We start from the raw sequence: 21,630 nt of genomic DNA on the forward strand, positions 1-21,630 counted from the left end.
TTTTGCTATAATAAGTTCATAAATCTAAAAAGTATAATAAGTACTAGATTTATATAGGATTATTTAAATTTCTATTATCTAAATTAATTGTGTAAGCCTAAAATATTACTTTTGTTCATACATATCTATTCTTTTAAGCCATGAAATAATTTTTTCTTCTGCAGCATTTCCACCATTTCCATAAATATCAAACATATCTAAAATTTTTGAATTAGGACATAATTTTTTTATATCCTTGTTAGCATGACCTTTTCCACCACCTCCATGAGTAATAAAAGGTATAATATTTTTTCCACTTAAATTATTTTGACTAAGTAAAGTTGCTATAGGTGGTGCAATTGTACTCCACCAATTAGGCGTACCTAAAAAAATAGTATCATAATTACTTAAATCATATGACATTTTCTTAATACTAGGCATAATACCGCTTTGTATTTCTTGTTGAGCTTGTTTTACTAGTGCATTATAATCCTTTGTGTATGGTGTTTCTGAAAATATCTCTTGTATATCTGCTAATGTGTATTTTTGAATAATCTCTGCAATTCTTTTAGTGTTTGATGAACTTGAAAAGTATACTACAATATTTTTTTTACTCATATCTATTCCCCCTTATTTTTTAATGTCATACATTTAGCAACTGTATTTCCTGTTTTTAAATATGTATAACCAGGCATCTCAAATAAAATTGGTTTTAGTTTATCATAATCGATTTTATTTTCTTCATTTAAAATTTCTTCATCTGCATATGTATGACTTATTTTTAAGATGAAATTTTCAAATCCATTTGTCTCATAAATATCATCCACATAACATTCCATGTTTAGTTTTGATTCTTTTATTAGTGGAGCACCTTCATTACCTATTTCGTATTCAAATACTTTTGATTTATCAATTTTGCTTCCACTTACACAACCAACATAATCTGCTTTTGGCAACATAGACTCATCCACAACATTTACAGAGAGTACTTTACTTTCTCTAATTCCTTTATTTGTATAGTGTGATTTTGCTAAACTTATCATAATATGGTCATGTCCAATAATACCCAAATGTCCTACTAGCATCCAGTTGGGTATTTTATCAATTACTACTCCAACAACTACTAATGGTGTAGGGTATAATCCTATTACAGAGCCTAAATCTTTTTTCATATATAACTACCTCTTTTCTTTTATTTTTTATATTCATCTTTTTCTTTCCATTCCTTAACCATTTGTTGTGTTACAGGGTCACACAAGTTATAATAATTTTCAACTTTATACTCAACAACATCTAAGCATTCCTGAAGTTTATTAATCTGTGTAGTCAAACCTTCCTTTACTTCTATCAATATTTCTCTACGTACTTCCTTTGTATCATCATCAGAACATGCAAGTCGTACATATTCAATAATAGCTTCTAAAGAAGCTCCTGCTTTCTTAAACTTCATCACAAACTCAATCCAATGGATAGCACGTTCATCATAATCACGAATTCCAGACTTATTTTTAGGAATAGGTGGTATTAATCCTATCCTCTCATAATAACGTAAATTATCTACTGATATCCCAGTACGTTTTGAAGCTTCTTTAATTGTCATAAGCATCACACTCCTTATAAGTATCTTGTTTTAATATACAACCTTAAGTTAACTTCAGGTCAAGCCTTTTTTAAAACTTTTTTTATAAATTAGAAAATTAAATTAAAAAGGTGAACTCTAAAGAGTTCACCTTTTGTTTTCAAAACTATATTTAAATGTAATTTATTATATTATAATTTAATATGTTTAATCAAAATATATTTTAATTTTTTAAAAAGGACCTAAATTAATCTGTACTGCAATCATCAAAAATATAAATCCTAAGACCAATTCCATAAGTATTATCTTTGATGCAAATTTAAACCATCTTGTATAAGGTACATGAGCAATAGATATTCCAGCCATAAGAACTCCAAGCGTTGGAACTATTCCATTTGCAAATCCATCGCCCATTTGATAAGCTAACACTGCAACCTGTCTAGGTATACCTATAACATCTGCAAGTGGAGCCATAAGTGGCATTGTTACCATAGCTTGACCAGTACCTGAAGGTATAAAGAAATTGATTACAGACTGCATAATCATCATTACTCCACCACTAAAAATTCTAGGAACATAATTCAACACTAATGACAATCCATGAACTATTGAATCTAAAATTACTCCCTGTTCTAATATAACTACTATACTAGATGCAAATCCTATCAAAATAGCTGGATAGACCATTTCTTGCATACCTTTCACGAATCCAGAAGCAATTTTATTTGGGCTCATTCCATAGACTACTCCACATAAGATTCCTAAAGCAAAAAAATAAGCTGATAAGTCTGACATACTCAAAGAAAACTTTACAATCAATATCATCAAGGCAAGTATCCCACCAAAGAATGTAACTAATACTCTTATATTTCCAGCAGACAATTTTTCTTTAATGGAAGACTTATCTAATTGCCAATGGCTATAATCAATATCTGCTACTAAACTTTTGCTTGGGTCTTTTTTTATTTTTTTACAATAAAAAATTATGTATGTTGAAAGTAAAATCATGGTACAAATCCAAAATATCCATCTAAACCACATTCCTGAAAAAAGTGGCAATCCAGAAATACCTTGTGCCAGTCCTACAGTAAAAGGATTAATAGTAGCCGAACCATAACCTGATGCGAGCCCTAGAAGTAAAATACCTGCAGCAACTAAAGCATCATACCCTAAAGCAATACACAGAGTCATTAATATAGGCAAGAATGCAATACATTCTTCATACATACCTACCACTCCACCAGCTAAACCAAAAGTCAATACTAAGCAGGTAATTATAATCTCGCCTTTTTTGCTTCCCTGACTTTTAGAAATAACTCTTCCAATCAAAGCATCTAGTGAGCCAGTAGAATTTACTATACCAAATGCACCTCCAATAATAAGTACAAAGAAAACTGTTACAGAATTTTTCCCAAGCCCACTTGGTATAGCTCTAAATACATCCATTATACTGACTGGATGTTGTTCTCCATATTTAAAACTTCCTGCTTGCACAAGCATATTTCCAGTAGTTAAATCTTCAACTCTATTATATGTTCCAGAAGGAACAATATAGGTCATTATAGCTGCAAATATTATGAGACCTATCATCAAAACATATGCATCTGGGAATGATAATTTTCTCTTTTTGCCTTCAGTTTTATTAGTCATAGCAAAATCCCCTTTATCTAAAGTCTACTCTTCTTTCATCTTTTTAATTAAGTCTGGGTTTTCAAATAAACTAAAGCCTGTTAAAGCTAATATCTTTATACCATCAATCACTCTGTTTTTTGCATATGGATTCATAGAAGCTTTCAAAAATTCCTTTGTATGTAGCTCTTCGCAATTTTCTGAGAATTTCATTAAAGGGTGTATACATGGTATCATTTGACTTAGATTTCCCATATCTGTCGAACCTAATAATACTTGTTCATCGTCATCATATATACCAAATTCCTCCATAATTTTTGTAAAGATACCTGTTAAAACCTTATTTGCATTTAAACCTTGGCAAGTTGGCTCAAAATGGTAAAACTCAAGTTCACAGCCAGTAGCTATTGCAGCTCCTCTAGCACAATTTTTTACTTTTTCAACTACCTCATCAAAGTAGTCTTGCTCTTTTGCTCGTATTTCTAGTCTTACTTTTCCCATGTCAGGTATTACATTTGCAGCAGTTCCTGCTTCTAGTATGATACCATGTATTCTAGTTCCATCTACCAATTGTTGTCTCAATGCATTCACATTATTATACAATAACACTACTGCATCCAAAGCATTTATTCCATTATATGGCTTAGCCCCTGCATGAGATGCTTTCCCAGTGAATATGAAATCTAATCCTCCTATTGCTATAATTTCTGGTGTTACACAAGTCTTTGAATTTGGATGTATCATCATTGCTGCATCATATCCATCAAATACTCCATGTTCTATTAAGTAAGGTTTTCCATCTCCAGTTTCTTCAGCAGGTGTACCAATTATACTTACTTCTCCTTTGTAAGTATCTAGTATACTTGAAAGAGCTATTCCAGCTCCAACTCCCATTGACGCTATCAAATGATGTCCACATGCATGGCCATTACCTGGAAGAGCATCGTATTCTGCTATAAAGGCTATTCTTGGACCATCACCATTTTTCTTAGTTGCTTTAAAAGCTGTAGCCATACCAGCCAAATTTTCCTCAACCTCAAATCCTTCTTCTCTTAGAAATTCTGCTATTTTTTTAGCAGACTTATATTCTTGTAGGGCAATTTCTGGCTCATCATATAAAGATTGACATAGACCTAAAATCTTTTCTTTCTTTAAATCCGCTACCTGTGTTATTTTTTCTTTCATATCAATCTTACCTCCCACTAAATTTATTTATTAACTCTTGTATCCTATTATAAACTTTAATTTACTATATTGAACTTATAATATATCTACAGTGACAATATTATTAGATTTCTTATAAAATTTAATGATATTGCCACTGTAAAATTTAATCACACAATGAATATCCAAATATCCTTATATCTATTAAAATAAATAATCTTACTATATACTACTATCTAAAATAACAATTTCAAATATAAATACTCTATATTTCACATTCATAAAATAATCTTCAATAATTTAAAAGTTTAAATATATTTACTCTAACATTCAGTTTTTCTCACATACATAACATTAAATAAAACATGTATAGGACTCTATAAAATCTCTTTAATTTAACTTATGTTTATTATCTTTTATGCACCTGTTTTCCCAAAATCCAGCATTTTTTATATCCAGTTCTATAGGATTAAAAGTTCTATCGCTCCTTTTTACTCCCATCTTTTTCTGTCTTTGGTAATCATAATATGCTTTTATAGCTGGTTTTTTTAGTGTAAATATACCAACTAGGTTTATATATGTTAATACACCTATACATATATCACCAAGTGCCCAACTTGTAAGTGGTTCTATAAAGCAACACATTGCTGCACATATTATAAGCATAAATCTACAGACATTAATTATGTACTTTTCATGTTTCTCTGCTTTAATTCTAGTCACTAAGTAAGATACATTAGTCTCCATCATATATGAGAATGCTAATAAAGTTGTAAATGTAAACAGTAGTAAAACTATTGCTATAAAAATATCACCTAATTGAGGATATAATGTATTTACTGCACTCTGTACAAATTGTGGACCTGGTTCTACACCTGGTAATGTTGTGTACACATCTGTAACATTATACATTCCTGTTATTATAATCATAATACCTGTAGCCATACATATTAATAGAGTATCTACATAAACAGAAAAAGCTTGGACTAATCCTTGTTTGGCTGGGTGGCTAACTTCCGCTGCTGCTGCACCATAAGTTCCAGAACCTTCTCCTGCTTCATTTGAGTATATACCTCTTTTTACTCCCCAAGATATTGCTGAACCTAACATACCTCCAAAAGCTGAACCAAATCCAAATGCAGATTTAAACATTGTCATAATAGCTTCAGGAACTAGATTTATATTTGCTATGATTATTACCAATGTCATAATAAGGTATGCTCCCCCCATTATAGGTACTACTTTCTCAGCAAATAAACCAATCCTTTTAATTCCTCCAAAAATTATTATTCCTAGTGCAACAGAAGATGCAACTGCTATTGTCATTTTTGAAAATCCAAATGCTTGATTCATTGCTAGATATAGAGTATTTGATTGTGTTCCAGGCATAAAAAATGTATAGCTTATTATTGCAACTACTGAAAATAAAATTGAACATTTTTTCCAACCAAGACCTTTTTCAAAATAATAAGGAGGACCTCCTCTATACTGCCCATCATGCTCATCCTTATATATCTGAGCTAAAGTAGACTCTACAAATGCAGTTGCCGACCCTAATGTAGCCATTATGCACATCCATACTAATGCTCCTGGCCCTCCCATTGCTATCGCGACAGCTACACCAGCTATATTTCCAGTTCCTATCCTTCCTGCCATGGATGTAGCAAATCCTTGAAACGAAGATATTCCAACATGAGAGCTATCTCCTTCAAGCAAAAGAGAAAACATTTCTTTTACATCTTTTATTTGAAAAAATCTTAATTTCAGTGAAAAATATAATCCTATACACAAACACATTGCAACTAATACAGGTGACCAAACAATTCCATTAATGGTGTTAACTAAATCGGTCACTTAACTCACCACCATTCATTTTATATTTATAGACAATAATTTAAGTAGCTATGTTTCAACATTCTATATAACCTATAACTCAATATATCTAAAAAATCTATCTTCTATTTATATTATTTTTTCTCCACAAACTATTAAGTATCTATCTCTAAAACAAAGAATATTAATCGATATATAAACGTAAATTTATAAACTTTTTAACGATATGTATTTGACAAACAATCAAACAATATAAATTGGAATACATGTAATGAAAAGCCTGAAACTGTTACTATATAAATAGTTCTATATACAATTATTAGTATATAATTAAATCGTATATAGTTAGATTTTAAATTTTCGTATTTATTATGAGGTGTAAAATTGAGTACAATTACCACCTATTCTTGAAAATTTTTTAAAATTTAAATTAAATAGGTTTATGTAAATATATAAATAGATGATAATTGCTACTCAATTCCAGACCTTTAGGGGTAACTTTATACTAAAACCTAGAAAACTTGATAACATTTTGATGTGTTTCACTTTAAATTTTAAGTATTGCTATAAAACTTAATAATTTGATATTTTTACAATATTTATGCTTCTAACTTACTTTCTCTTTTCTTCTTAACTTTTAATATATACAAACAAGATAGTATACCAATTATTAAAATTGCTATCTGGAATATAAATGTATATGTGTAACCTTTATTACCATAAGTATCTATCCAATGTCCTATTAATGCAAATTGGAATACATCTGGTGAGAATCCTAAAGCTGCAGCTATACCTATAGTAGTTGCTGAGTATTTAACTGGAACTTTTACTTCATCTTGAACTGCATAATATATACCTTTTCCCATGTAACCTAATATACCTACTACAAATGTTAGAGCTATAAATATAGTCATTGGAGTTGATGCAGGTAATACTAGGAATAAAACTATCACTGCTATACCAAATACATATATTGGTAGGAGTACTTTTGTAGGTGATTTTACTTTATCTGCACAATATCCTCCAAATGGTGCTCCAAACAATTTTAGACCATGTTGTCTTATTATTGCTAATGCCCCAGACAATGCCACAGAACCTCCAAGCACTGATGTTATATATGGTGTAAAATAAGACATTGTAACTGTGAATGAATATACACAGAATATGCTTATTCCTACTAGCCAAGTATTTGGTGATTTTAGTACTGTCATAAAATCACCAGCAGACATTTTTTCACTTGCTTCTTCTTCTTTGTCTTCTCTGATATCTACATCTCTAATTACAAACCATAATACTGGGCACATTACTATTGATAATACTCCTAGAGATATCATTACCCATCTCATACCCAATACAGGAGTTGAAAAACATGTATAAATATATAAGAATATTGCTCCCATTACTACTCCAGAAACTCCAACCATCGCTTCATTGAATCCATAAACTTTACCTTGATTATCTTTTCCTATAACTCTAAGTATCTTTACCATTGAAGGATAGTTCATAACTAATGATGTGATTGCACAACCTACCCAAGTTGCAACTGCAAACGGATAGTTCATGTTAAATGCAAATGCAAATGATACTAATCCATTAAGAAATACAGAACCTAAAATTATCTTTCTATAATCAAATCTATCTGCTAACCAACCCCCTATAGGAGCTCCAAATATATTACCTAATCCATAAATTGTAAGTAGAAAACCTAGTTGAGTATTTGTACACTCTAATGCTTTTAAGATTGGATCATATAATGTATATTGGATAAATGGTATAATATAAACTAATTCCCAAGATATCGCTATAATAACAAGTTGAAACATTAACTTTCCAAACTTTATACCGTTCCCTTTTTCTCCCATATTTAAGCCCTCACTTTTTATATTTATTCACAAGCATAATTGAGTTCTTTTTTTATAACTTCTGCAAGTATTTGAATTCCATTAACGATTTGCTCTTCTGACATTGTTGTATAGTTAAGTCTCATAGTATTTTTTGGTCCATTATTTGCAAAGAATGATTCTCCAGAAACATAAGCAACTCCAGCATCAATAGCCTTGTCTAGTAAATCATCTACATTTATACTTTCAGGAAGTTCAACCCATATAAACATTCCTCCATCTGGCTTTGTATACTTAGCTTCCTCTGGAAAATGTTTTTTCATAGCATCTAACATCAATAAACATCTTTTTTTGTACTCAGCTCTTATTTTTTCTATATGCTCATTTAAATTATATTTCTTTAAAAATTCTATTACTTGTACTTGAGAAAATTGATTTGACTGTAAATCTATACCTTGTTTCAAAAGTTCTGCTTTATCTATGATGTCTACATTCCCACACATCCAAGCAACTCTAAATCCTGGGCATAATACTTTTGAAAATGAACCTAGATATAATACTTTATCTTTAGTATCAAGAGATTTAAGTGTAGGTAGAGGCTCTGGTGTAAATCTTATTTCCCCATAAGGATTGTCTTCTATTACTATGACATCATATTTATTCACAACTTCCATAAAATCTTTTCTTCTTTGTAAAGACCATGTTTTTCCTGTAGGGTTTTGAAATGTTGGTATTACATAGATTACCTTTATGTTAGAATTTTCAGATAATATTTTATCCAAATCATCTGTTACCATTCCTTCATCATCAGTATCTACGCCTAAAAAATCACATTCATAAGGTCTAAATGCATTTATTGCACCTAAGTAACTTGGATTTTCTGTAACTACTATATCTCCTTTTTCTAATAAAATCATAGCACTAAGAGATATACCTTGTTGTGAACCAGTAGTTATTATGATATTTTCTGCTTTTGTATCAATATTTTCTTCTTCCTTCATTCTTTTTACTAATAACTCCAATAACTCATCTTCACCTTTAGTAGGTCCATATGCTAAAGCAAATTTTCCTCTTTCGCTAAGTACTTTTTGAGTTACTTCACTTATCTCTTCTATTGGAAATAAGTTTGGGTCAGGAAGTCCTGCAGCAAAAGATATAACAGTACCTCCACTTGCCACTTTCTGAGCTATTTTCTTTTGAGAAGCTCTTATAGCTGAAGCTTTTACCATATCCATTCTTTTTGCATATTTCATAATACTTTCTCCTCCTTAATAATAATTTCTTATTTTGATGCTAAGCACGCTAATGCTATTGAATTTATTTTAATTTCTGCTGTATCAGAACGTGAACCTAAAATTATTGGATTTGTTGCTCCTAAAACTATACCTGCCCACTTAGCTTGATTAAATCTAAGCCATGATTTTCCTAATATATTCCCTGCTTCTATATTTGGAAATACTAGTAAATCGACATCTCCAGCTATATTACTTTTAATACCTTTATGTTCTGCTGCATGTGCATCAAATGCCACATCAAATGCTATTGGACCTTCTGCTATACACTTTGGTATTTCTCCTGATTTCTCCATCTCTACAAGCAGGTTTGCATCTACTGTAGATTGTATTTTATGGTCTACCATTTCATTTGCAGTAAGTATAGCAGTTTTAGGATTTTCCATGCCTATACTCTTCATAGTAAGAAGTGCATTTATCATTATATCTTTTTTTTGATTTAAATTTGGTGATACATTTATACCACTATCAGTGCAATAAATAAGTTTGTGATATTGAGGTAATTCATATACTGCAAGTAAACTCAATAATCTCCCTGTTCTAAGACCAGTCTCTTTATTTAATATAGCTCTCATATAGACACTTGTATTAACTAATCCCTTCATAAGAACTTTAGCTTCTTTATTCTTAACTATCTCTACAGCTTTTTTGACTGACTCTTCAGGATTTTGACATCCTATTATTTCGTGACCTTTTAATCCAATTTCTTTCGATATATTTTCTATTTTATCCTTGTCTCCTACAAGAATTGGCTTTATAATATTTAAATCTGTTGCTGATTTCACAGCTTTTAATACTTCTTTATCTTCTGCAACAGCAACACTTACAATAACAGGTTCAAGCTTTTTAGCCTCTTCTAATAAATTATTAAAATCTTTTAACATACTCTTTCTCCTAAATATTAATAAGTTTTTGCTATTTCTTCTCCTTTAAGTACTCTAAGTGCTCCAAGAGCAAGTGCTTCCATTTCCATTTCTCCTGGAACTGTCTCTACTGGTGCCAAATACGAAACTTTCTCTATGACTCCTTTAATTACCATTTCCGAATGTGATATCCCCCCAGTTAAAATAATTCTATCTACATCCCCTGAAAGTGAAGCCCCATACATAGAGATTTCTTTTGCTACTTGATAAATAAATGCATCCATTATAAGTTTTGCTTTTTTATCACCATCCTTAATTCTATTCTCAATTTCTATCATATCTTTAGTGCCTAAATAATCGTACATTCCTCCAATTGAACTTACTTTTGCAACCATTTCGTCATGAGTATATTTTCCAGAGTAACACAATTCTACAAGAGGATATGCAAGTAATCCACCACTTCTTTCTGGAGAAAATGGACCATCAGACCTTCCACCACTTCCATCAATCATTTTTCCTTGTTTATGTGCTACAATTGATATTCCTGAACCTAGATGAGCTACAATAAAGTTATAATCCTCATATTTTCCACCTAGTTTTTGTGCAATCTTTCTTGAAACAGCCTTATGATTTAATGCATGTAACCAACTAGCTTTTTCTATGTCTGAAATTCCTGTAATCCTTGATACATCATCAAATTCATCTACAGAAACTGGGTCTACTACAAATGATTGTACTCCTATTTCATCGGCTATAGTCTTAGCCAACAATGCACCTAGATTCGATGCATGTTCTCCATTTATTTCATTTCTCATGTCCTCAATCATTTCTTCACTCACAGTATAAGTGCCACCTTTTATAGCTTTCATAAGTCCACCACGGCCAACTACTGCGTCAAAAGAATTTATAATATGATTCTCACTACTTAAAATATCCACTATTAGTTGTTTTCTATAGTCATATTCATCAAATACTTTAGAAAATTTTTTTAAATCCTCTCTTGTATGAGTTATATTTTTTTTCAAAACTTCATTTTCATCTTGGAAAACAGAAATCTTTGTAGATGTCCCACCAGGATTTATTACTAGAATTTTCAATTTAACACCCCCCAGTTTCACTATATAGAACATCGTTCTGATATTTCAACCTAAATTTCCACGTCCTACTATCCAGAACGACGTTCTATATTTTATTAATTAAATACTAACATATAAAAATAAGTATTTCAATAATTATTTTAAATATTTAAAATATTCACTTATAATCATACCCAGCTTCAAATGCTTCTATATTTTTGGCATTAAACTTACCTTTACCTTGATTTTCAAAGTATTCACACATACCACTTTCAAACTCTTCCTTTGTAAATAAATCTAAATTCTTCACCATTACACCTAACATACAAATATTAGCAGCTTTTTCATTACCTAAATTTTGTGCGATTTCAGTAACAGGTACTTTTATAACATTAATGTCTTCTCTATATTTTCTATCCTTACCTACTAGTGATTCATTGACAAACATATAACCATTTGCTTTCATTAAACTTTCATACTTATCTACTGATACACTATTCATTCCTAATAATATATCTGGATTTTTTACACAAGGATTTGCAATTTTTTCATCACTTACAACAACATTACAATTTGCACTTCCTCCTCTCATCTCATTTCCGTAAGATGGGAACCATGTAATTTTCTTATCCGCTTTATATGCAACATACATTATAATTTTTCCTGCTGTAAGAACTCCCTGTCCTCCAAAACCAGCACATATGATTTCATTTAACATATCATTTCCTCCCTAATCAATAAATTCTCCAAGTGGATACTTTGGAACAAGTTCATTTTCGATTCTCTTCATAGCATCTACTGGTTTTAACCCCCAGTTTGTTGGACATGGTACAAGTACTTCTATTAAACAAAAACCTTTATTTTCTTTTTGTTTTTCTAATGCCTTTTTGATGTATCTTTTTGTTGTATTTATTTCTTTAGGGTTAGTTATTGTTCCTCTTGCTAGATATGCTATATCTAAATTTCCCATAACTTTTACAACATCAAATGTTGAACCATGTTCTGCATAATTTCTACCACCTGGAGTAGAAGCTGTATATTGACCTTCTATAGTAGTTGGAGCCATTTGACCCCCTGTCATTGCAAACATATTATTGTTCATAACAAGGAATATAACATTGTCATTTCTAGTAGCTGCTGACATAGTTTCCCCAAGTCCTATTGCATAAGCTCCACCATCTCCAGCTATTGTAAATATATATTTATCTGGTCTAACTCTTTTCATAGCTGCCATCGCTGCGCCCATTTTACCATGAGGAGGAACGACAACATCTACATTCATACTAAATTGAAACATATGATTACATCCTATATCTGAACATATAATTGTATCTTGACATATATCCATTTCTGTTAATACTTCTCCAATAATTCTATCGACTATAGAGTGTCCACAGCCTCCACAGAACATATTTTCACACATCATTATTGCTGGTGCTTTCTTAGCCATAATTAAAATACCTCCTCTTGCTTAGCTTTTCCATCTATAATCTGTTGAGCAAAATCTATTAATTGATTTACTTCTGCCATGTATTGAGCTGTTGCCACTGAATATACTGGGAATCTATTATCACATGCTATAATTACATCTTCCTTCATTTGTGCCATCATGTTCATTTCAACGGTTACAAGACCTTTCAATGAATCATTCAATTTTTTAAATGCTTTTCTTGGATAAGGCCACAATGTTTTTGGTCTTATTAATCCTAATTTTATTCCTTTTGCTCTAGCATCTCTAACTGCACCTTCTGCTATTCTTGATGAAATTCCATATGCAACAAATACTACATCAGCATCTTCTATCTCTATTTCTTCCCATCTTTGTTCATTTTCTTGGACTTTTCTCATTTTTTCTATATATCCTTTTTGCCATGTATCTTGGTCTTCAAAATATGTTATATCAGTTATAACTTTATTTTTTTCTCCTACAGGTGTTCCTTTTGCTGCCCATGGAGCTTTATCCTTATCATACTCTTTCATTGGTGGAGCTATACAAGGCTCTACCATTTGACCTATTGTAGCATCAGAAAGTATAAGCACTGGATGCATATATTTCTCAGCCAATTCAAAAGACTCATATGCCATATCCATATTTTCTTGAACACTGTTAGGTGCCAACACAATTAAATGATAATCTCCATTTCCTCCACCTTTTACAGCTTGCCAATAGTTATCTTGACCTGCTCCTATAAATCCATCACCTATACCATATCTTTGTACACATGCTACAACTGCTGGTAAACCAGCTGATACCCAGTATGCGATACCTTCTTGTTTTAATGAAAATCCTGGCCCAGATGAAGAAGTCATAGCTCTTGCTCCAAGTGCACTTGCTCCCATAACCATATTTACACTGGCTATTTCTGATTCACCTTGAATAAATACTCCTCCTACTTCTTTTTGTCTCCATGCCATCATTTCTAATATTTCTGATTGTGGTGTTATTGGATAACCTGCATAAAATCTACAGCCACCACGTATAGCACCTTCTGCTAAAGCTTCATTTCCCTTAATTAATAAACTCTGCATACGTTTTCTCCCCTCCAATAAAATATGGTTTATAATATCTCAAATACTAAATCAGGACACATTGTATAACAAGCGCCACATTGAATGCATTTTTCTTCATCAACTTTGATAGTTACAAAGCCTTTTTTATTTGTGTAATCAGAAAGACTTATTGCATCTTTTTTACAAGCTTCAATACAAAGATAACACCCCTTACATCTTTCAACACTCAACTTGACTTTTTCCATTTCTTAAATCTCCCCTTTATGTAATATTTTTTTACTTAATTTTAAATATATAATATTTATATTTTATATAGACATTATATATGCCTTAGCTTTGTTCTGTAGTTTAGAACGTTGTTCTATTTCTATCGCTTAATTAAAAGATAACACATTCGCTTATATATTTCAACAACATTTTAAATTTTAAGAATATTTAATTTTTGATTAAATAAAAAGAGGTTCTATTTAAACTGATATTCACAAATAACAATTTAAATATAACCTCTTTTTATTGTTTCGATTAAAAAATTATCTAAAAAGCTCAGATATACTTTTTGCAGTTTCCATAACTCTTTTAATTTTATACTCAAAGTCTCCTTCTCTCATTCTTATAGTAGGACCTGATAAACTTATTGCTGCGATAGCTTTATTATCTTTATCTAAAATAGGTGCTCCAATACAAGTTAATCCATGTTCTAATTCTTCATCATCTATGGCATACCCCTGTTCTTTTATTTTTGCTAAAAAGAGCATCATATCATCCCAATTATCAATTGTATGTTCTGTATACTTGTGTATTGGTGTCTTTCTATATTTTTCAAAGTCTATAGAATCATTAAATGCCATGAGACATTTCCCAACTGCTGAACAATAACATTCGCTACTGGAGCCAACTGATGGATTTACTGAGAGTAATTGATTTGAACCATATTCTTTATGTATTATGATACTTCTTGGAGAATCTTGAGCTCTTTCTTCTAATATAGATACATTAACTACTTCGTTAAATTCTTGATTTAATTTTTTCGTATATGGTTTTACTATTTCAGTCAATGACATTTTTTCTCCTACAACCATACCTATTGCATATAAATTTATTCCTAGCCAATACTTACCATTCTCTGCGTTTTGTATAACAAAACCTTTGTTTTCAAGAGTGACTAAAGTTCTATGTACAGTACTTTTATATACTCCCATAGCCTTACTTATTTCAGTTATTCCCATTTCTCTCTTTTCATGATATAATAGCAAAATTATGTCTAGGGCTCTATCTAATGCATTTATTATTTCTCCCATATACAAATACTCCTCCTGCGAATATTAAGTGCTATTTCAACACTCTACTAAACATTATATATTAAAATTACAAAATTATCTATTTATCTTAATTATATTTTATAAAACAAAAATATTATACTTATTTTATAAAATAAAAACAAAATACTTACTATATCTTATTTATTTTTTATTTCAACAATATTGTTCTGTTATATTTTTATCCTATCTAGATAATAATAATATATATCTCTATTATACAATAGAATCAGTTTTATACAAGACTAATAATGAGGTGAAATAATGGATAATTTTAAGAAAAAATTGTTAAATGAACTACCTAACTTTAAAGAATATTCTTCAAAGTTCTTAAATGAGGAGATAAATAAAATACAATATAAAGGCTTCTCTGGTGGATATGGAGTTTATGCTCAAAGGGACAAAAAGTCTTTTATGATAAGACTTAGAGTATCTGCTGGAGTTTTATCTAAATGTCAACTTAATAAAATCTATGAAATGGCTATTAAACATGATTTGAATAAGATACATTTAACAACTAGACAAGCTATACAATTACATGATTTATCTATAGATTCTATTGTTGATGTTATGGAAGAGGGAATAAAAAATGACATATTTACTAGAGGTGGTGGTGGTAATTATCCTAGAAATGTCGGATTATCTCCATTATCTGGAGTTGACCCTGATGAAGCCTTTGATGTTACTCCATATGCAGTTGCTACTGATAAGTATTTTATCAAAAATGCTACTACATATAATTTACCTAGAAAATTAAAAGTTTCTTATTCTAGTTGCTATACAGATACTGCTCACTGTAGCATACAGGATTTAGGATTTGTAGCTACTTTAAAGAATGGCAACCCTTATTTTAAAGTCTTCTTAGGTGGAGGTTTAGGTAAACAACCTAAGGTAGCTTTAGAACTTGATGAACTTATAAAACCTAAAGATGCACTATACTGTGTTAAAGGTATGATTAAGTTTTTTATGGCTTATGGTAATTATGAAAATAAAAATAAAGCTAGGGTTAGATATATGGTCGAAACACTTGGTGAGGAACTATTTTTAGAAAAATTTAAAGAATATTATAAATTAGAGAAAGAAAAAGGTAACTTTGAACTCAATGTTGAAGAAATAGATTACTCAAAATCTGGTGTTAAAATAGATGTTCAGGATTCTAGATTGATACATCAAAAACAAGATGGTTTATACACTGTATATATACATCCTGTTGGAGGTATCTTGTCGACAAAGGATTTAAGTATTTTACTTCAAGAATTAGATAATATTGAGTCCCCTATGATTAGACTAGGAATGACAGAGGGATTATACATCTTAAATTTAAATGGAAATGAAGCAAAAAGAATATTGGAGATAAGTGAGACTATTAGTTGTAATTCTCAATTAGAACAAAGCATATCTTGTATAGGAGTCCCAATATGTCAAATGGGTATACAAAACAGTCAGAAAATGTTACATGAAATCATAGATTACTTTAGATTGCAAAATAATGAAGAAGTTTTAAATAAAGCACCAAAATTATATATATCAGGATGCTTAAATTCCTGTGGTGTTCATCAAGTTGGTAGTATCGGTTTATGTGGTAAAAAGAAGAGTGTTGATGGAGTATCTACAGATACATTTGAATTGTTTGTTGGAGGCAGTTTTGAAATAGGCAAGACTAAATTAGGAAAATCTATAGGTGATTTTAAAGCTAGTGATATTCCTGAAATGCTTTATAAAATATCTGAAGTTTCTTCAGGAGATTTTTATGAATGGATAAATTCTGATAGTGATATTTTAAACAAAATAACTGATAAGTATAAGATATAATTTATTATATTTGCTTATAAAAAATGAGATAGTTATAAGCTATCTCATTTTTTATAAGTAATTTAAATTTTCTTATTTATAAACTATTTTAGATAAATCACAAATCTCTAACATAGTATCATATATTTGTTTAAGTAAACCAAGTCTATTATTCTTGATAGCTTCATCATTATCCATGACCATAACTGAATCAAATAAGTTATCAACTACTGGTCTTAAAGATGCAAACTCATCCAAGGCAACACCATATTTCTTATCTTTCAATAATTCCTTAACTTTTACCTTTACTTGTTTAAACTCATTGTAAAGTTTTATTTCTGCATCTTCTTTCAATAATGATTCGTCAACTTTATCACATTCTGCTTTTTGAGCTAAAGTAGACACTCTATTAAATGCAGTAAGCATCTCCACTAACTCATCCTTTTCTATCCAATTATTAAGCTCTAATGCTCTCATATGCATATCAGAAACATCATTTATATCAGAACTTAATACAGCATCAACAACATCATATCTTATTCCTAAATCTTTAAACAGATTTTTTACTCTCTCATTGAAGAAATTCATTATTTGTTCAACAACTTCTTCTTTATTAAAGTCTAATTCAGAATAATTATCTAAAGCATGTTCAATAAGCACTTTTATATCTACAGCAACTTTTCTATCCATTAGTATACTAAGTATACCTAAAGCTTGTCTTCTTAAAGCATATGGGTCTTGAGAACCTGTTGGTTGTATTCCTATAGCAAAGAAACCTGCTATTGAATCCAATTTATCAGCTATTGATAAGGCAACCCCTGAATTAGTTTTAGGAAGTATATCTCCTGCAAATCTTGGAAGATAATGTTCAAAAATGGCTTCACTTACAATATCATTTTCTCCTCCAACTTTTGCATATTCTTTTCCCATAAAACCTTGTAATTCGTCAAATTCTCCTACCATTCCAGTGACTAAATCTGCTTTACATAACTTAGCAGCTCTCATAGCATCTGTCTTTTCGTCTACTAAACCTAAGCTATCAAGTATATCAGCACTTAATTTTTCAAGTCTTAAAGTTTTATCATAAATAGTTCCTAGTTTTACTTGGAATACAACAGTTTTTAATTTTTCTATATAACTTTCTAAGTTTCTCTTAGTATCTTCTCTATAGAAAAATAAAGCATCTGCTAATCTTGCTTCTAAAACCTTTTCGTTTCCAGCTTTAACATTATCTATTCTGTAAGAATCACCATTTCTAACAGCTATAAAGTTAGGTAACAGTTTTCCTTCTTTAAGCACTGGGAAATATCTTTGATGTTGTTTCATAGGAGTTATAACAACTTCTTTTGGTAACTTTATATAATCTGTATCAAACTCTCCATAAAAAGCAGTTGGATACTCAACTAAGTAAGTTACTTCTTCTAATAAATCTTCATCAAATTCAACTTCTCCACCTAAAGAATCTGCAACTTCTATACATTGTTTTCTTATAATTTCTTTTCTCTTATTTTGGTCCAAAACTATATAATTTTTTTCTAATTTCTCAAGATAATCTTCTATAGAATTGACTTCTATTGTACTTTCTCCTAAGAATCTATGGCCTTTTGTTATATTAGAAGATATTATTCCTTCTAAATCAAACTCTAATACCTTGTCATTTAACAATGTAACTATCCATCTTATAGGTCTTGCAAATTTAAGATTTTTACCTCCCCAACGCATAGCTTTTGGGAATACTACAGATTTTATAGTCTCTGGTAATATATCTTTTAATACTTCTGAAGTCTCTTTTCCAGCTTGTTTTATAGTAGCAAAGATATATTCATCTTTACCAACTTGTTTAAAGTATATATCAGATTCACTCAATCCTTTGCTTTTTATAAATCCTAAAGCTGGCTTTGTTAAATTATTTTCCGCATCAACAGCAATTTTCTTAGCAGGACCTTTTATTTCTTCTTCTAAATCACTTTGTTTATCACTCAATCCTTCAACTACTAAAGTCAGTCTTCTTGGTGTACCATATGCACTTATTTTGTCAAAAGATATTCTATTTTCATCAAATAATTTGTTAAGATTGTTTTTTAATTGTTCTAGTGTACTGCCCACAAATCTAGATGGCATTTCTTCAACACCGATTTCAAATAAAAGATAATTTTTCATTATTTGTCACCGTCCTTTAAAAGAGGGAATCCCATTTCTTCTCTTTGTTTTACAAAAGTTTCTGCAACAGTCTTTGCCATATTTCTAACTCTACCTATAAATGACGCTCTTTGACTAACACCTATTGCGCCTCTTGCATCCAATGTATTAAATGCATGAGAACATTTTAATACATAATCATATGAAGGTATTACAAGTCCTTTTTCCATAAGTCTTAATGCTTCTTTTTCATATATATCAAACAGATTAAACAACATATCTGCATCACATAATTCAAACGCATACATTGAGTTTTCATACTCAGCTTTATTAAATACTTCACCATAAGTTATTTTATCATTCCATTTTAAATCATAAACACTATCAACTTCTTGAATGTACATAGCTAATCTTTCTAATCCATATGTAATTTCTCCTGTCTCAAGCTCACATTCAATATTACCTACTTGTTGGAAATACGTAAATTGAGTTATTTCCATACCATCTAGCCAAACTTCCCATCCAAGTCCCCAAGCACCAACTGTAGCAGCTTCCCAGTTGTCTTCAACAAATCTTATATCATGCTCACTTGGGTCAATCCCAATTTCTTTTAGACTTTCCAAATACAACTCTTGTATATTATCTGGAGATGGCTTTAATATAACTTGGAACTGATGATGTTGATATAGTCTGTTTGGGTTTTCACCATATCTTCCATCTGCTGGTCTTCTTGAAGGCTCTACATAACATACTTGCCAAGGCTCAGGTCCTAATGATCTTAAAAAAGTATTTGGATTCATAGTTCCTGCACCTTTTTCAATATCATAAGGTTGCATCATGATACAACCTTGCTTTGACCAGTATTTTTGCAACGCTAGTATCATCTCTTGAAAATTCATAAAAATCCCTCCTATAACAATAAAGCCTCTCGTCTACACGAAAGGCTATTTTAATAGTTCTTCTACAACTTTTAGAATATCAAATTCTATAAAATTTGTCAATGTTAGTGATAATTCTTATAATTATCTTCTCTTCATTTTTTAAAAGTCACTTTATATCTATTTATTTTCGTCTTCGTCTTCTTTATTCTTTTCAAATTCTTCTTTCATAAGGTCAGCAGTTACATCTTTATCGTCTTCTTTTTTGTCAACTACTACATCCTTCACATCTTTAGCAGCATTAGTTATCATATTCTTCAAAACATGAAGCTTTTCTTCATTCAACTCACCTAAGTCTACAATTTCTCCATCTTCTTCATTTTGAACTTTTATACGATATTTACTTATAACAGCAGCAGATAAACCTACTAAAGTAGCTAATGGAACAAAAGCTAATCCAACAACCCCAACTGTTAGAGGAATGTTCATCATAGTTTTTCCATCTTTTTCTACTATTACTCTTACTACACTACTTTTTCTAAGAAGCTCTTTTAGTTGAAGTTTTATATTTTCTCCATCCTTACCAAACACTTCTTCCATAGTCTCTTTAGCAGATTTTGCTTTACAATTACAAGTATTTTTTTTATTTTCTAAATATATTACTGCCTCAATTACATCTCCATTGCATACTACTAATGCTTCTTTTGCTTCTGCATAAGTTGCTCCTGGAACTCTTTCAAAGACTGAATCAACCATTTCAATAGTTATATTACTACTCATCATTATCCACTCCCTTATTATTTTTTACACTTTGTAATACGTGTAATGATTTAAAATTAATATTATCAACATAAACTTTCAAATACTTATCTAGAATATTTTCAAGCTCATGTGTTATATATTTTGATACTTTAGCTTTACTACATGTTAAAATATCATTATTTAATACATATTCCATAAGACTTACAGTTGTTAAGTCTAATTTTATATTATTATCAAAAAGTTTACTACACTTACTACATAGTATACCACCTTCATAGATATTAAACATAGAATTTTGTAAAATTTTACATTCACAATTAATGCATTTATTTACTATAGGTTTAAATCCTATATAGTCTAAAAATTTCAACTCGAATGCTGCTGTTATAAACCTATTATCTGTATTCTCCTGTGTATACAAGTACAATGTCTGTGCAAGTAATATAAACAACCTATTATTAGTCTGATTTTCAAGTATAGAATTCTCAACTAATTTTGTAATATATGTAGCATAAGAAAATGCTTCTATATCATAGGATATATTATAAAAACTTTTTATTATTTCACTTTGAGTAACCTTGTACATATTACCTTGTTTTTTTAAGGTAAAATTGCTATAAGAAAATAACTGTGATGATGAAAGTAAGGAGCTCTTATTTTTTTTAGCTCCTTTTGCTATTGCAGATACTTTTCCAAGTTTCCTTGTAAATAGTGTAAGTATTACGTCACTTTCCTTGTACCTTATAGCTTTAAGTACTATCCCCTGGGTGTTCAGGATTATCATCGTCTTCTTTTTTCTCCCTTACTTCTTCAATTTCTTCATATATGTTTTTGCAATCACAGAAATATAGATATGCATCTATACTACCTGTTTTTTTAAAAACTTCCCAACTTATATTGTTCATTTTTAAAAAACCCCCTTCTTACATTTATACTTATATTTTTAGTAAGAAGAGGATAAATCATACATAAAGTTA

Annotated in this window: 21 protein-coding genes; 1 reads left to right on the top strand and 20 read right to left on the bottom strand. The window is 30.3% G+C overall.

What is annotated here, in order from left to right; genetic code table 11:
- Positions 1-105 precede the first annotated feature (105 nt).
- From ACTG47_RS12895 to ACTG47_RS12965, 15 genes are all read right to left on the bottom strand, one after another.
- Complete coding sequence (locus tag ACTG47_RS12895; protein ID WP_479924852.1) at positions 106-597, bottom strand: flavodoxin; 492 nt, start codon at positions 595-597, stop codon at positions 106-108.
- Positions 598-599: 2 nt separating this feature from the next.
- Entirely contained in the window at positions 600-1,151 is a 552-nt protein-coding gene (locus tag ACTG47_RS12900; protein ID WP_479924853.1) for a flavin reductase family protein, read from the bottom strand.
- Between the two features lie 20 nt (positions 1,152-1,171).
- The gene (locus ACTG47_RS12905) at positions 1,172-1,579 is read right to left on the bottom strand and encodes a MerR family transcriptional regulator (RefSeq protein ID WP_169467983.1); all 408 of its coding nucleotides are present in this window, start codon (positions 1,577-1,579) and stop codon (positions 1,172-1,174) included.
- Between the two features lie 210 nt (positions 1,580-1,789).
- Positions 1,790-3,208, bottom strand: a complete 1,419-nt coding sequence (locus tag ACTG47_RS12910) for a YfcC family protein (protein ID WP_479924854.1) — start codon at positions 3,206-3,208, stop codon at positions 1,790-1,792.
- A 24-nt stretch (positions 3,209-3,232) separates the two neighbouring features.
- Entirely contained in the window at positions 3,233-4,372 is a 1,140-nt protein-coding gene (locus ACTG47_RS12915) for a M20 family metallopeptidase (RefSeq protein WP_169467979.1), read from the bottom strand.
- 369 nt (positions 4,373-4,741) lie between these two features.
- The gene (locus tag ACTG47_RS12920; protein ID WP_479924855.1) at positions 4,742-6,205 is read right to left on the bottom strand and encodes an alanine/glycine:cation symporter family protein; all 1,464 of its coding nucleotides are present in this window, start codon (positions 6,203-6,205) and stop codon (positions 4,742-4,744) included.
- A gap of 578 nt (positions 6,206-6,783) precedes the next feature.
- Positions 6,784-8,046 carry an MFS transporter gene (locus ACTG47_RS12925; RefSeq protein WP_169467975.1) on the bottom strand — a complete coding sequence of 421 codons (1,263 nt, stop codon included), beginning with the start codon at positions 8,044-8,046 and terminating at the stop codon, positions 6,784-6,786.
- A gap of 23 nt (positions 8,047-8,069) precedes the next feature.
- Entirely contained in the window at positions 8,070-9,278 is a 1,209-nt protein-coding gene (locus tag ACTG47_RS12930; RefSeq protein WP_479924856.1) for an aminotransferase-like domain-containing protein, read from the bottom strand.
- A gap of 29 nt (positions 9,279-9,307) precedes the next feature.
- Positions 9,308-10,201 carry a bifunctional enoyl-CoA hydratase/phosphate acetyltransferase gene (locus ACTG47_RS12935; RefSeq protein WP_479924857.1) on the bottom strand — a complete coding sequence of 298 codons (894 nt, stop codon included), beginning with the start codon at positions 10,199-10,201 and terminating at the stop codon, positions 9,308-9,310.
- Positions 10,202-10,218: 17 nt separating this feature from the next.
- Positions 10,219-11,277, bottom strand: a complete 1,059-nt coding sequence (gene buk, locus ACTG47_RS12940) for a butyrate kinase (protein ID WP_479924858.1) — start codon at positions 11,275-11,277, stop codon at positions 10,219-10,221.
- A 157-nt stretch (positions 11,278-11,434) separates the two neighbouring features.
- Positions 11,435-11,974 (bottom strand): 2-oxoacid:acceptor oxidoreductase family protein, encoded by a 540-nt coding sequence (locus ACTG47_RS12945; RefSeq protein WP_169467966.1) that lies wholly within the window; start codon positions 11,972-11,974, stop codon positions 11,435-11,437.
- Between the two features lie 12 nt (positions 11,975-11,986).
- Positions 11,987-12,706 (bottom strand): thiamine pyrophosphate-dependent enzyme, encoded by a 720-nt coding sequence (locus tag ACTG47_RS12950; RefSeq protein WP_479924859.1) that lies wholly within the window; start codon positions 12,704-12,706, stop codon positions 11,987-11,989.
- A 2-nt stretch (positions 12,707-12,708) separates the two neighbouring features.
- Positions 12,709-13,785 (bottom strand): 3-methyl-2-oxobutanoate dehydrogenase subunit VorB, encoded by a 1,077-nt coding sequence (gene vorB / locus ACTG47_RS12955; RefSeq protein WP_054271041.1) that lies wholly within the window; start codon positions 13,783-13,785, stop codon positions 12,709-12,711.
- Between the two features lie 29 nt (positions 13,786-13,814).
- The gene (locus ACTG47_RS12960) at positions 13,815-14,012 is read right to left on the bottom strand and encodes a 4Fe-4S binding protein (RefSeq protein ID WP_003416663.1); all 198 of its coding nucleotides are present in this window, start codon (positions 14,010-14,012) and stop codon (positions 13,815-13,817) included.
- Positions 14,013-14,297: 285 nt separating this feature from the next.
- Entirely contained in the window at positions 14,298-15,065 is a 768-nt protein-coding gene (locus ACTG47_RS12965; protein WP_169467960.1) for an IclR family transcriptional regulator, read from the bottom strand.
- A gap of 282 nt (positions 15,066-15,347) precedes the next feature.
- Between ACTG47_RS12965 and ACTG47_RS12970 the strand changes: the two genes are divergently transcribed.
- Entirely contained in the window at positions 15,348-16,895 is a 1,548-nt protein-coding gene (locus ACTG47_RS12970; protein WP_479924860.1) for a nitrite/sulfite reductase, read from the top strand.
- A 72-nt stretch (positions 16,896-16,967) separates the two neighbouring features.
- On the opposite strand, the gene glyS is transcribed toward ACTG47_RS12970, so the two are convergent.
- The 5 genes from glyS to ACTG47_RS12995 form a co-directional block, all read right to left on the bottom strand.
- Positions 16,968-19,034, bottom strand: coding sequence for a glycine--tRNA ligase subunit beta (gene glyS / locus ACTG47_RS12975; protein ID WP_479924861.1), 2,067 nt, complete (start codon positions 19,032-19,034; stop codon positions 16,968-16,970).
- Positions 19,034-19,912 (bottom strand): glycine--tRNA ligase subunit alpha, encoded by an 879-nt coding sequence (gene glyQ, locus ACTG47_RS12980; protein WP_021385338.1) that lies wholly within the window; start codon positions 19,910-19,912, stop codon positions 19,034-19,036. The genes glyS and glyQ overlap by 1 nt, the downstream gene beginning before the upstream one ends.
- Positions 19,913-20,071: 159 nt before the next feature.
- Complete coding sequence (locus ACTG47_RS12985) at positions 20,072-20,671, bottom strand: DUF4342 domain-containing protein (protein WP_021385335.1); 600 nt, start codon at positions 20,669-20,671, stop codon at positions 20,072-20,074.
- Positions 20,664-21,437, bottom strand: a complete 774-nt coding sequence (gene recO / locus ACTG47_RS12990) for a DNA repair protein RecO (RefSeq protein ID WP_169467954.1) — start codon at positions 21,435-21,437, stop codon at positions 20,664-20,666. Before recO ends, ACTG47_RS12985 begins: the two co-directional genes overlap by 8 nt.
- On the bottom strand, positions 21,403-21,558 hold the full coding sequence (locus ACTG47_RS12995; protein WP_227858072.1) for a YqzL family protein: 156 nt from the start codon (positions 21,556-21,558) through the stop codon (positions 21,403-21,405). Before ACTG47_RS12995 ends, recO begins: the two co-directional genes overlap by 35 nt.
- Between the last annotated feature and the right edge of the window lie 72 nt (positions 21,559-21,630).

This window comes from Clostridioides sp. LIBA-6622 (assembly GCF_056716095.1).